At 33.3% G+C, this 12,983-nt stretch carries 11 protein-coding genes; 4 read left to right on the top strand and 7 right to left on the bottom strand.

Going from position 1 to position 12,983, the window contains the following annotated elements; translation table 11 throughout:
• Positions 1-12 precede the first annotated feature (12 nt).
• The gene (locus P5P89_RS01490; protein ID WP_278010425.1) at positions 13-1,767 is read right to left on the bottom strand and encodes an ABC transporter ATP-binding protein; all 1,755 of its coding nucleotides are present in this window, start codon (positions 1,765-1,767) and stop codon (positions 13-15) included.
• Positions 1,768-1,855: 88 nt separating this feature from the next.
• Positions 1,856-2,596, bottom strand: a complete 741-nt coding sequence (gene truA, locus P5P89_RS01485; RefSeq protein ID WP_278010424.1) for a tRNA pseudouridine(38-40) synthase TruA — start codon at positions 2,594-2,596, stop codon at positions 1,856-1,858.
• 463 nt (positions 2,597-3,059) lie between these two features.
• Here truA and P5P89_RS01480 point away from each other — a divergent pair, with 463 nt between their 5' ends.
• Both P5P89_RS01480 and P5P89_RS01475 read left to right on the top strand, forming a co-directional pair.
• Positions 3,060-4,982, top strand: coding sequence for an SPFH domain-containing protein (locus P5P89_RS01480; RefSeq protein ID WP_278010423.1), 1,923 nt, complete (start codon positions 3,060-3,062; stop codon positions 4,980-4,982).
• Positions 4,983-5,152: 170 nt separating this feature from the next.
• Positions 5,153-5,650, top strand: coding sequence for a metallophosphoesterase family protein (locus P5P89_RS01475; RefSeq protein WP_278010422.1), 498 nt, complete (start codon positions 5,153-5,155; stop codon positions 5,648-5,650).
• 56 nt (positions 5,651-5,706) lie between these two features.
• Here P5P89_RS01475 and P5P89_RS01470 read toward each other — a convergent pair whose 3' ends face one another.
• Complete coding sequence (locus P5P89_RS01470; RefSeq protein WP_340696537.1) at positions 5,707-6,228, bottom strand: sensor histidine kinase; 522 nt, start codon at positions 6,226-6,228, stop codon at positions 5,707-5,709.
• 331 nt (positions 6,229-6,559) lie between these two features.
• Positions 6,560-7,447 carry a hypothetical protein gene (locus P5P89_RS01465; RefSeq protein WP_278010421.1) on the bottom strand — a complete coding sequence of 296 codons (888 nt, stop codon included), beginning with the start codon at positions 7,445-7,447 and terminating at the stop codon, positions 6,560-6,562.
• A 161-nt stretch (positions 7,448-7,608) separates the two neighbouring features.
• Between P5P89_RS01465 and P5P89_RS01460 the strand changes: the two genes are divergently transcribed.
• Positions 7,609-7,758 (top strand): hypothetical protein, encoded by a 150-nt coding sequence (locus tag P5P89_RS01460; RefSeq protein ID WP_278010420.1) that lies wholly within the window; start codon positions 7,609-7,611, stop codon positions 7,756-7,758.
• Between the two features lie 86 nt (positions 7,759-7,844).
• On the opposite strand, the gene P5P89_RS01455 is transcribed toward P5P89_RS01460, so the two are convergent.
• From P5P89_RS01455 to P5P89_RS01445, 3 genes are all read right to left on the bottom strand, one after another.
• Positions 7,845-8,972, bottom strand: coding sequence for a sensor histidine kinase (locus tag P5P89_RS01455; RefSeq protein WP_278010419.1), 1,128 nt, complete (start codon positions 8,970-8,972; stop codon positions 7,845-7,847).
• 740 nt (positions 8,973-9,712) lie between these two features.
• The gene (locus tag P5P89_RS01450; RefSeq protein ID WP_269236795.1) at positions 9,713-10,378 is read right to left on the bottom strand and encodes a response regulator; all 666 of its coding nucleotides are present in this window, start codon (positions 10,376-10,378) and stop codon (positions 9,713-9,715) included.
• Positions 10,379-10,543: 165 nt separating this feature from the next.
• Positions 10,544-10,957, bottom strand: a complete 414-nt coding sequence (locus P5P89_RS01445) for a DUF4293 domain-containing protein (protein ID WP_278010418.1) — start codon at positions 10,955-10,957, stop codon at positions 10,544-10,546.
• Positions 10,958-11,141: 184 nt separating this feature from the next.
• Here P5P89_RS01445 and rho point away from each other — a divergent pair, with 184 nt between their 5' ends.
• Complete coding sequence (gene rho / locus P5P89_RS01440) at positions 11,142-12,971, top strand: transcription termination factor Rho (RefSeq protein ID WP_278010417.1); 1,830 nt, start codon at positions 11,142-11,144, stop codon at positions 12,969-12,971.
• The last annotated feature ends 12 nt before the right edge of the window (positions 12,972-12,983 follow it).

Below are 12,983 nucleotides of genomic sequence, written 5' to 3'. Positions count from 1 at the left end.
GATACGACTGTTTTAATTAGCAACCGAAAATTGCGAGTCGTACAGATTTTTGTAATAACCATCAGCTTTATTGAGTAATTCCTGATGAGTGCCTTGCTCAACTATCAGACCTTTATCCATCACCACAATTTTATCAGCATTAACAATAGTAGCCAGACGATGTGCAATAACAATAGAAGTACGGCCTTTGGTAATTGTTTCTGTAGCGCGCTGAATCAATTCTTCAGAATAGGTGTCGATTGAAGAGGTAGCTTCATCCAAAATCAAAATACTCGGATTGCTCACATACGAACGTAAAAATGCAATCAGTTGTCGTTGCCCGGAAGAAAGCATAACACCTCGCTCTTTTACATCAAAGTCATAATTATCAGGCAGGTTAATGATAAAATCGTGCACGCCAATTTTTTTAGCGGCATCAATAACCTGTTCACGAGTAATTTCGGGATTGTGTAAAGTAATGTTATTGTAAATGGTATCGGCAAACAAAAAAACATCCTGTAAAACCACCGCAATCTGTTTTCGCAAAGAGGCCAGAGTATAGTTTTCTATATTATTTCCGTCGATAAAAATGCTTCCGCTGTTAATTTCGTAAAAGCGGTTTAGTAAATTTATAATAGTAGATTTTCCGGCTCCCGTCGAACCCACAATAGCGATTGTCTGTCCCGAAGCTACAGATAAATTAATACCTTTTATAACTTCTTCTTCCGGAATGTAACTAAAACGAATGTCTTTAAATTCTATGCTTCCCTGAAAAACAGGTGCCTCGAGGGTTCCGGTGTCCTGAATGTGATCCTGTGTGTCAATAATATCAAAAACACGATTGGCAGCAATCATTCCTAATTGCATCTCATTGAATTTATCCGCAATCTGACGAAGCGGATTAAACAGCATTCCGATGAACATAGTATACGAAAATAAATCCCCGAAAGTCGTAAAGTTATCTCCGTTCAGAATTTTAAATCCACCAAAAACAACAACCAGTCCTAAAGTGATAGACGAAATAATATCGGCAATCGGAAAAAAGATCGAGTTATATAAAATCGTTTTGATCCACGCAACACGATGTTTGTCGTTAATATTTTTAAAGTTTTCTGCTTCGATTTTCTCACGGTTAAAAAGCTGAACTATTTTCATTCCCGTTACACGTTCCTGAACAAAGGAGTTCATATTGGCAATCTGTGTACGGACTTCCTCAAAGGCAACCTGCATTTTACGTTGGAAAATTCGGGTAATATAAACCAGGATCGGCATAGCAACCACCACAATCCAGGTCAGTTTCCAGTTCATATAAAACATAAAAATCAGTACCACCAGCATTTTCATCAAATCACTGATGATCATAAACAATCCCTGACTGAAAATACGTGCAATCGATTCAATATCCGAAACAGATCGGGTCACCAATTGCCCAACCGGAACCAAATCAAAATACTTCATCCTGAAACTCAAAATGTGCTTGAAGAGCTTGTTCCGAATGTCTTTCACAATATCCTGACCCAGCCAGTTTGCCCAAAAAACAAAATAAAACTGAGAGAATACTTCCATAAGCAACACAACTCCCATCAGGATAATGTACATCAACAAGCCGTATTTATCATGTGTTTTAATGTAGCCGTCAACAGTTTGTTTCAGTAAATACGGGCGAAGTGCAGCAAATATCGATAATGACACTGCAAAAAGAATAACGCCGTAATAGCGCCATTTATAAGGTTTGGTATATTTTAGGATTCGTTTAAATAATCCGGTGTCAAATGCTTTTGCTTTCATTTATTTTTAGGAGCTTCTTCCTGCTTTTCACTTCAATCTTTTTTGTTTTTAAAGAAAAAACAAAAAAGGATTTCCATTGCAATCAGGGCTATTTTATAATATAATCGTACTTAATTTCGGTTAAATATAAACCATGTGCCGGAACCGAAAATCCTGCTTTCTCTCTGCTTTTACTTGCAATGATATTCTCAAAATCAGTCAGCGAAATTTTGTGCAGACCAATATTTACCAAAGTCCCAACAATGGCCCGAACCATATTTCTCAAAAAACGGTTTGCCGAAATAGTAAAAATCAGTTTGCTGTTTTCTTTTTTCCAGTAGGCCTCAAAAATCGTGCAATCAAATGTATTCACATCCGTATTTACTTTCGAAAAACACTGAAAATCGGTATGTTTTAATAAAATCTTAGAGGCTTCATTCATTAAATCAATATCTAATTTTTGATTCATATACCAGCTCAGTCCTTCTAAAAACGGATTTTTAACCGTATTGATATGGTATTCATAAGTTCTTTTTGTAGCGTCAAATCGGCAATGGGCATCATCATGAACCACAATAATGTCAAAAACCGCAATATCTTTTGGTAGGTACGAATTGAGTTTGTGGATCAAATTCGGAACATCAATAGACTTTTCAAAATCAAAATGCCCGTACATTTCAGAAGCATGAACTCCGGTATCGGTTCTTCCGGCACCCATTACATTTATCGTAGAATTCAGCAAAACAGAAAGTGCCTTATTTAAAGTCTCCTGAACTGACGATGCATTCGGCTGAAATTGCCAGCCATGATAATGTGTTCCGTTATAAGCAAAGTGAATAAAATATCTCATTTGAAGTGCAGAGGTTCTAAGGTGCAAAGGTACAAAGGTTTTTTCTTTTTACAGGACAAAGATGCAAAGGTTCAGAGATGCAAAGGTTTTTCGTCTCGTTTATTTTGTAGAGAAGCACAGTAGTGCGTCTAACCCCAGATTAGAAAATCACACTTATATAGGTATAATATTTCGATATAAATGAAAATATAGATTAATATGCATCAGAATCAAATCCAAAAACAAAAATGTATAGCCATAGTATTTTAGCATCTCAGAAACTTTGTTAAAATCCTTTAAAACCTAATATGCAAATCATAGTTTGTTTGGCTAAAAATCGTGTCAGAAATTGACAATTCCAACGATATAAGTGAAACCATTTTTTAACATTTTTAAGCATGAAACTCCAAATGTTAATTTTAATTTTTTTTAATTTTAACAGGAAATATTTCTGTTATGTTTGTAGTCTAAATAACTAATAATCATGAATGAAATTACTTCTTACTGGTGGATAATTTTAATTTTATTTGCCATTGTTTTTTACAAATTTATTTTGCGTGTTTTCTTCGGAATGGTTATCGTTCCCGAAGACAGAATTGGTTTAGTGACCAAAAAATTCGTTCTGTTTGGTGCAGACAAATCATTGCCAGATGGACGTATAATTGCCACAAAAGGCGAGGCGGGTTATCAGGCACAAACATTGGCTCCGGGTTTGTACTGGGGAATGTGGATCTGGCAATATTCAATCGATATGACCGGATTTACACTCATTCCGGAAGGTAAAATCGGATTGGTTTTAAGTAAAGACGGAAAGGAAATTCCAACCGGAAGAATCCTGGCCAGAAAAGTAGAAAGTGATAATTTTCAGGATGCTACAGCTTTTTTGAACAATGGAGGTCAAAAAGGGCGTCAGACGGCTTTTATTACCACAGGTTCGTATCGTATTAATACTTTTCTGTTCGAAATTGTAATTGCAGATCAAATCAAGATTTACGAAAACATGATTGGTATCGTAACGGCACTTGATGGAGAGCCGATTCCGCAAGGGCAGATTGCAGGTAAATTTGTCGAAGGGCACAATAACTTTCAGGATTTTGATAAGTTTTTGGAGCATGGCGGAAATCGTGGTTTACAGCCTCAGGTTATGCTGGCAGGTTCTTATTATATCAATACATGGGGAATTTTAATTGAGCAAAACCCAATGACGGATGTGCCGATTGGTTATGTTGGTGTAGTGATTTCGTATATTGGTGAAGATGGTCAGGATGTTACGGGGGACACTTTCAAACACGGAAATATTGTTTCTAAAGGACAGCGTGGTGTCTGGATGGAACCATTTGGACCAGGGAAATATGCTTTAAATAAGTATACCACAAAATTGGAACCCGTTCCCACAACGAATTTAGTATTGAACTGGGCAAATGCCAGAAGTGAATCGCATGACTTGGACAAAAACCTTTCGACCATTACGGTTCGTTCAAAAGATGGTTTCCCATTTAATTTAGACGTGGCACAGATTATTCACGTTCCTGCAGCTGAAGCACCAAAAGTAATTGCGCGTTTTGGAAGCATGAATAATCTGGTTTCTCAGGTTCTGGAGCCTACTATTGGTAACTATTTTAGAAATTCAGCTCAGGACAGTGATGTAATTTCGTTCCTGACAACCAGAAAAGAGCGCCAGGAATCGGCTAAAAACCACATAAAATTAGTTCTTGATGAATATAACGTAAATGCAGTTGATACCTTAATTGGAGACATAGTTCCACCAGATTCGTTGATGAAGACTTTGACGGATAGAAAATTAGCCGAAGAAGAACAAAAGACATATCAAATCCAAAAAATGGCACAGGAACAGCGTCAGGGTATGGAAAAAGAAACTGCGATTGCAGATATGCAGAAAGAGATTGTTCGTGCTTCTCAGAGTGTCGAAATTGCACAAAGAACTGCTGATGCAACCGTGAAAAAAGCAGAAGGAGATGCAACCAGTTTGAAACTGAATGTAAATGCTGAAGCCGAAGCTACAAAAATGCGTGCAAATGCCGAAGCCGAAGCAACAAAGGCCAGAGCAGGAGCGCAGGCCGAAGCAACTAAACTAAATGCCAGTGCAGAAGCTGAAAGAATCTCAAAAACTGGTTTGGCTGAAGCCGAAAAGATTATGGCAATTGGTAAATCAACAGCTGAAGCGTATCAGCTTCAGGTGAGCGCGATGGGTGGAGATAACTTTACCCGTTATAAAGTGACCGAAGAAATTGGTAAAGGAAACATCAAAGTAATTCCTGATGTTTTAATTTCCGGAAGCGGAGGATATGATGGTTCTATCAGCGGTTTATTGGGTTTGAAACTAATGGAAATGATGGATACTAAAGACACGAAAGATCTGAAAGACGTTAAAAAACCAAAGTCCTAAAAACCAATAATTTATATTTAGGATACAATCTAGAGATGCAAAGAAGTGCATCTAACTGAATCGTTGTGGAATATAAAAATCCGATTGTGAAAGCAATCGGATTTTTTTGTTGAATAACATAGTATTGAAAATCTCATTATCTTAGCCTTCCAGAATCTTAGTTTCTCAGAATGAAAAAAATCCTCCTCCTTTCCGATACTCACAGTCATATTGATGATACTATTTTAAAATATGTTGTGCAGGCTGATGAAGTCTGGCACGCAGGGGATATTGGAGATCTGCATGTTACTGATTCTATCAAAAAATTAAAACCGCTTCGTTGTGTTTATGGGAATATAGATGATGCGCAAGCCCGGTTAGAATTTCCGCTTCACAATAGGTTTTTTTGTGAAGAAGTTTCAGTTTGGATTACCCATATCGGCGGATATCCCGGAAAATATAATCCAGCGATTAGAGAAGAAATACAAACCAATCCCCCAAAATTATTCATTTGCGGGCATTCACATATTTTGAAAGTGATGTTTGATAAAAAAAATAACCTGTTGCACATGAATCCGGGTGCAGCCGGTAAAAGCGGTTTCCATCAGGTAAGAACAATGTTGCGCTTTGTAATTGAAGGAGATAAAATAAAAGATTTAGAAATCATTGAAATAGATAAAAGGGTTTAAATATTAGTGACTCAAAACAAAAATAACTAAGAATTAACCACTAAAGACTAAGAAACTCAATCGTCAAGAGGAACTGTTATTTTAATAGAAGTCCCCTCGTTAATCTTTGATTTCACATCAAATTGTCCATTCAGGTTATTTATTCTGGCTTTTATCTGATTAAGTCCAAATCCTTCAACAAAATTAAAATCATTAATATCAAATCCTTTTCCGTTATCTGTGATTTTGATAATCAAATGTTTATGGTTTTCTGTTTCTGATAATGAAACTTCAGCCCGGGTTGCCTTGCTATGTTTTATAATGTTATTGAGTAGTTCAGAAATAATAAAATAGAGTCTGGTTTCAAATTTTTCAGCATATCTTTTTTTACTTGAAATGGTATTCTGATATTCAAAATGTAATGTAGAATTTGAATATTTTTCGCATAAATCATCAAGGGCATATAATAATCCGAAACGAACTAATAAAGTAGGAAGGAGGTCATGTGAAAGATCTCTAACTTTATCATGTGTTTCGTCCAGAATAAATTTTGTTTTTATGATTTCATCAGGAACAGTGCTGTTTTGAGATAAAAACACATTCAAATGCATACCTGCAGATGAGAGTGAGGCACTAATGGTGTCGTGTAAAAATAAGGCAACTCTTTTCCGCTCACTTTCCTGTCCGTCAATACTCGCGTTAATTATATTCTGATGTATTTTATTCTGAATATTTTTTATCCTGTTTTTTTGTTTCAGTTTTGTGTTTTGATAAAAAAAATAAAAAAGAATAGTTATGATGAGAAATAAAACAACAATTATACTGAATACCTTTTTGTGCCGTGATTGTTCTCTTTGTAATATTTGTTGCTTTTTTTTGTATTCAGCCTCTATTTTATCAACTTCTCTTTTAAATTCGTCCAGCTCAAGATTAACCCCGGCAAGTTTTGTTTTTTTGTTTTGCTAAATCAGCAATTTCATTCGTAATGCGATTGAATTCTATTATATTTTCGTAGGCCTTTTTATAATTCTTATTTTTAAATAAAAAAGAAGCATATTTTTGATGGGCTATCGATAAATCAAACTTCTCATCACTTTTATTTCCTAATGCAATTGCCTTCGAGAAATAAAAATTTGCTTTTACGGTATCATTTTTATGATCATAATAAATTCCATTTAACATATTAAAGGCAACCTGGGTTGATTTATCTCCATGTTGTTTAAATTCATTTATATATTTGAAATATTCTAAACTTTCTTTGAAATTTCCTACTTCAAAATAGGCCCAGGTAATATTAAGTTTTCTAAGATATATTTTAGCTTTATCAGATGCTTTATTGCTGTATTCAAGAGCTTTTTTATAATGAAATATACCTTGATTATATTGCTTCTTTTCAAAAAAACAGATATTAGCTAAATTGTTATGGATTTTACTTTTTAAAATATTATTTTCTGTTTTATCAATATAATATAAAGCTTTTATATAAAATGGATATGCTTTATCAAGCATAAGCAAGTCATCAAAATTTACGCCAATTAAATTGTAACAACGTGCAATTAGATAATTATCATTAATGACAATAGCGTTTTTTAAAGCAGTTCTGGATTGTCTCAATGATTTTTCATAGTCATGTATTTTCCAGTTTTTAGTCGCATCTGTTACTAATTTCTCAATCTCATTTTTAGAAAGAATTTTATTTTGAGAATAAAAATTGTTGCTAAAACAAATTAGTAAAATAAGCGATAGAAAAATAACCCGGGTTTGATGCATTTGCAATAGAATTATTTGTGTGGTTTGTTTTACAACATTTTGTTTCAAATTTAATAATTAAATTTATTCTTATTAAAAAAAATAGATTATTATTGTAATGCAATTATTATTAAGTAGTAAGATTGGATTACGTATGAGGTATCAATTAGGAATATCTTGAAATTGTAAAATGAGACTAAAATTTAAATATTAACTAAAACAAACCAATTATGACAAAGAGATTTTTAGAAGTAGAGGAAATTCAAGATTTAGCGGATGAAGAACAAACTACCTATTTTTTTGCAGATGAAGAGGAAACAAAAGAGGAAGAAAAAAATCAACCAGAAGATGATAGAAAAGGCGGAAAAACGGATGCCTAGATAGTTGCAATCTTTAAAAAAATCTTTTTTAAAGATTGCATAACATTAGAGAAATAAAAAAGGCGCTTCATTTTTGAAGCGTTTTTTTAGCTATTTAAAGGTACACTTATATTAATTGATGTTCCTTCATTAATTTTAGATTTGACATCAAATTGTCCATTGAGATTGTTTATTCTAGCCTTTATTTGATGAAGACCAAATCCTTCCACAAAATTGAATTTGTTGATATCAAATCCTTTTCCGTTATCCGTAATTTCAATAATCATCTCGTTATGATTTTCAATCAGGCAAACTAATGCTTTACTGGCATCACTATGCTTTATGATGTTGTTCAAAAGCTCAGAAATGATAAAATAAAGCCTGGTTTCAAATTTTTCGGTATATCTCTTCTTGATTGGAATGGTATTTTGGTATTCAAAATGTAATGTGGAATTTGAATATTTTTCGCATAAATCATCCAGCGCATATAATAAACCAAAACGTGCCAATAAGGTAGGAATAAGATCATGGGAAAGATCTCTGACCTTATCATGGGTTTCGTCTAAAATTAATTTTGTTTTTGTAATCTCAGCAGGCAGGCTACTGTGTTGAGATAAAAAAACATTCAAATGCATTCCGGCCGAAGATAATGAAGCACTAATAGTATCATGCAAAAATAAAGCAATCTTTTTCCGTTCGTTTTCCTGACCGTCAATAGTAGCATTGATTAGGTTTTGATTTATTTTATTCTGAATGTCTTTTATTCTGTTTTTTTGTTTCAGTTTTGTGTTTTGATAAAAAAAGTAAAATAAGATAAGGCTAATAAGGAATAATGATAAGATGATAGTCGTCATCTTGTTTTTGCGGGCACTTTCAGAGTGAAATAATTTTTCCCGTTTTTTACTTTCAATGCCCATTTTGTCTATCTCTCTCTTGTATTCGTCAATTTCGAGATTTATTCCTGCAATTTTTGCTTTTTTTGCTTTATCCTGAAGATTAATTTCGTCGTTTAATTGCTGAAAGGAGCTTAAGTTTTTATAAGCGGCTTCAAAATTTTTATTTTTAGATAAAAATTTTGAATATTCCTGATAGATGTAAGACAAATCAGTTTTCTCATCGTATTTTATGGCATTTTCAATACCCTTTTTGAAATTGTAATCTGCTTTAGGATTATCTTTTATATAACTGTAGTACATGCCATTAAGCATGTTGGTAACGGCGGCTGTGGTTTCCATGCCGTATTTATCGTTGTATTTATTAATATATTTTAGATAAGGATATCCCTCTGAGAAACGTCCAATATCAAAATAAGCCCAGGCTATATTAAGCTTAGTGAAAAAAACTTGTGAAGAATCCTTGGTTGATCTGCTGAAATATAATGATTTAATATAATAGGAAATTCCTTTTTCATATTTTTTTTTATCAAAACAATAAATGTTTCCAATATTGTTGTATAGCCAGTTCTGAAGTTCTAAATCATTTGATTTTTCAGCATATATTAAGCTTTTTTGATAATAAAAAAGGGCTTTGTCTGGTTCTGAGATGCCATCAAAATTAGCTGCAATTGTATTGTATGCTTTTCCTATTAAATTATAATTCTGTAATAAAAGAGAATGATTTAGCAGTAATCTGGATTGTATTAATGATTTTTCATAATCTTCATTGTGAAGATTTATAGTTGCCTGGTTGTAAAGTTTTAATAATTCTTTTTCAGTAAAAACTTTCTTTTGGCCAAATGCAGCGATACAAAAAAATAAGATAAAAAAAGAATTCTAAAATTGCGAAAATCCAACATATTAAAAAATTATTGGATAAAAATATAGCTTATAAAGTTAAAAACAAATTCATAAATAATTGAATGTGTTATTTTTTCTAAAAATGTTTTTTAAAGAACTTACATTATCCAGATCAGGGGACACTCAGGAAGAAGCACTATTTCTTACAGGTATTGTATGAATTTGAGGAGAGGATAGTTTTAGGATTTAATCAAATTGTTTTTGATAGCATATTTTACAAGTCCAATAGTATTTTTTGTCTGCAGCTTTTTCATAATATTTTTGCGATGGGTTTCTACAGTATTGGTGCTTATAAATAATTGTTCACTTATTTCTTTTCCACTATACTCAAGTGAAATTAGAGTTACAATTTCTAATTCCCGGCATGTTAAAATTGAATTTTCAGGAACGATATTTTTTTTATTTAATTTAGGATTGTTTTCAGTAAAAGTATTGAAGATTTTTTCTCTTACAGAGTTGCAAAAATATTCTTGTCCTTCATTGACTACTTCAATGGCTTCGATTATATTTTCACCTGCACATTTTTTAGTCAGATAGCCGCTGGCACCTAAATTCATTACTTCCCTGATTATTTTTAAATCATCATAGCTGGACAGGATGATAACTTTACAAGGATATCCTTTTTGCTGAAACTCTTTTAAAACTTCAATACCATCTTTCTCAGGCATACTAAGATCAAGTACTAGAATATGGGCATTGTTAGTTGTTACTTCATCGAAAATATTCAAGCCATTAGAGGATGAACCTACAATCTCGAATTCAGAAACAGTACTTAATAAATTTATCAATCCATCAATAAGTACTAAATGGTCATCTGCTAGGTGTATTCTTATTTTATGTGCCATAAATAAATTGAAATAACAAAAGCGAAATTATGAAAAATCTACTTACAACATGGTGTTTCTTAAATTTATTTTCTGTTTTTGTTATTAATTGTAGTATGTTTTTCACAAAAAAACCCGAATCATACAATTCGGGTTCTCTTCGCGCAATAAACTAAGTTTATAGGTTTATCTCAAACGGTCAACAGATTTTACAAGATCTTCGTCCTTTTTGATGGCCTTATTAGCTAAAACTAATAACACGATAGCAACAATAGGAAGAAACATCCCAATACCTTTCTCAGAAACAACATTAGTAGTTTCTCCAGATAAATTTAGTGAACGGTAAACAAATAATCCTAATAAAATTAAATTTAATATGATGTTCAGCCTGCCCATGACAAACTGATTTTGTCTTTTTTTATATGATATAATACTAATAATAGTTAACATTGTACTCAAGCCTAATAATATGGTGTAGACCTGATCCTGCATAAAGTAAAAATCTTTTCCGTTTACTGTCCAAAGCGGAACAAAAAAGAGTAAAACTCCGGTTACCAAAAAGGTGAGTAGCAGATATATTGTTTGAATTCGTTGTATCATAACCTAAAATTGTTTTACAAAAATATATTTTCTTTTTTATAAATACTATTGTATGATAAAAATTTATTCGTATTATTGCATCATATTACCGTAAGCACTTCATACTGCGGTTCATTCAAAATAATTATCTACCTATTCTTTTTACAGTATTTTCCTTTAAAATAATTAAATTCATAGAACATTCATGTTTGATATTTCTGCATTAAAAGAAATGAAGCTTTCTGAGCTTCAAGAAATAGCTAAATTAGCTAAAACTATAAAGTTTAATGGTGTCAAAAAAGATACTTTGATCAGTCAGATTTTAGCGCATCAGGAAAAAACGACTTCAGAGCAGTCAATACCTGTTGTTGCAAATGCAGAAATAGAAGATAAGCCAAAGAGAGCAAGAATTGCTCCGGTAAAAAAGGCAGCAGCAATTAAAAATGCTCCTGTTTTAGAATTTGATAAAGTGGAAGAACCACGTGAGGAGATAAAAACTCCGGCTTCAAAACCAAATGCTAAAATCCAGCCAAAGCCAAAAGCAGAGGAAGTTGTTGAAAACAAAGGAGTAGAGGAAAAAGCATTAGATAAAAAAGAACCAAAAATCGTTAAGTTTAATAAATCAGCATACGAGAAAAAGGTTGCTTTGCAGAAAGAGAAAGAAACTGTAAAAGAGGAAAGTGAAGAAGCAGTAGAGTCAGAAACAGGTGTTCCTGCTACTCCCATAGCTGAAAAAGAAGAAGAAACTGTTCCGGTAAAAAAGATTAATCCTAATCAGAATAAAAAACAAAATCCGAACCAGAACCAAACTCAGAATCAAAATCCGAATCAAAACGGGAATGGTAATGGAAATAACGGAAACCAGAATCCAAATCATAAGAATAAAAAGAATAATAATTTCAGGGATTCAGACTTTGAGTTTGACGGAATTATAGAAAGTGAAGGCGTTCTTGAAATGATGCCGGACGGATATGGATTCTTACGTTCATCAGATTATAATTATTTAGCTTCTCCAGACGATATTTATTTGTCAACTTCACAAATCAGGTTGTTTGGACTTAAAACCGGAGATACTGTAAAAGGGGTTGTACGTCCTCCAAAAGAAGGTGAGAAATTCTTTCCTTTGGTTCGTGTTCTTAAAATTAATGGTCACGATCCGCAGGTAGTTCGCGACAGAGTTTCCTTTGAACACCTTACACCGGTTTTTCCTTCTGAAAAATTCAAATTAGCCGAAAAAGGCAGTTCTGTATCAACCCGAATTATCGATTTATTTTCTCCAATTGGAAAAGGGCAGCGTGGTATGATAGTCGCACAACCGAAGACAGGTAAAACCATGTTGTTAAAAGATATTGCTAATGCAATTGCAGCTAACCATCCTGAAGTTTATCTAATCGTTCTTTTGATTGATGAGCGTCCTGAAGAGGTTACAGATATGCAAAGAAGTGTACGCGGAGAAGTTATTGCTTCGACTTTTGACAGAGAACCGCAGGAGCATGTGAAAATTGCCAATATTGTACTTGAAAAAGCGAAACGCCTTGTTGAATGCGGACATGATGTTGTGATTCTTTTGGATTCAATTACACGTCTAGCAAGAGCTTACAATACTGTCCAGCCAGCGTCAGGAAAAGTATTAAGCGGAGGAGTTGACGCTAATGCACTTCAAAAACCAAAACGCTTCTTTGGAGCTGCAAGAAATGTTGAAAACGGTGGTTCATTGAGTATCATCGCAACAGCATTGACAGAAACCGGCTCTAAAATGGATGAGGTTATCTTTGAAGAATTTAAAGGTACCGGTAACATGGAACTTCAGCTGGATCGTAAAATTGCGAACAAACGTATTTTCCCTGCCATCGATCTTACATCATCAAGTACACGTCGCGACGATTTATTATTAGACGAGAAAACATTACAGAGAATGTGGATTATGCGTAAATACCTATCTGATATGAATCCGGTAGAATCTATGGACTTTGTAAATGACCGTTTCAAGAAAACCAGAAATAATGAAGAATTTTTGATTTCGATGAATGACTAGATAAGAAATAAA

Origin of the sequence: Flavobacterium gyeonganense, assembly GCF_029625295.1 — a bacterium.
In the GTDB taxonomy this organism is placed as follows: Bacteria; Bacteroidota; Bacteroidia; order Flavobacteriales; family Flavobacteriaceae; genus Flavobacterium; species Flavobacterium gyeonganense.
The sequence above is the reverse complement of the archived record's forward strand: the minus strand, read 5'-3'. Positions and strand labels throughout refer to the sequence as shown.

Excerpts from the sequence above, each read along its gene's own strand:
- P5P89_RS01445 (WP_278010418.1), bottom strand. The coding sequence starts at position 10,957 with ATGATACAACGAATTCAAACAATATATCTGCTACTCACCTTTTTGGTA.
- truA (WP_278010424.1), bottom strand. The coding sequence starts at position 2,596 with ATGAGATATTTTATTCACTTTGCTTATAACGGAACACATTATCATGGC.
- P5P89_RS01455 (WP_278010419.1), bottom strand. The coding sequence starts at position 8,972 with ATGGAAACCACAGCCGCCGTTACCAACATGCTTAATGGCATGTACTAC.
- P5P89_RS01480 (WP_278010423.1), top strand. The coding sequence starts at position 3,060 with ATGAATGAAATTACTTCTTACTGGTGGATAATTTTAATTTTATTTGCC.
- P5P89_RS01450 (WP_269236795.1), bottom strand. The coding sequence starts at position 10,378 with ATGGCACATAAAATAAGAATACACCTAGCAGATGACCATTTAGTACTT.
- P5P89_RS01460 (WP_278010420.1), top strand. The coding sequence starts at position 7,609 with ATGACAAAGAGATTTTTAGAAGTAGAGGAAATTCAAGATTTAGCGGAT.
- P5P89_RS01475 (WP_278010422.1), top strand. The coding sequence starts at position 5,153 with ATGAAAAAAATCCTCCTCCTTTCCGATACTCACAGTCATATTGATGAT.
- rho (WP_278010417.1), top strand. The coding sequence starts at position 11,142 with ATGTTTGATATTTCTGCATTAAAAGAAATGAAGCTTTCTGAGCTTCAA.
- P5P89_RS01490 (WP_278010425.1), bottom strand. The coding sequence starts at position 1,767 with ATGAAAGCAAAAGCATTTGACACCGGATTATTTAAACGAATCCTAAAA.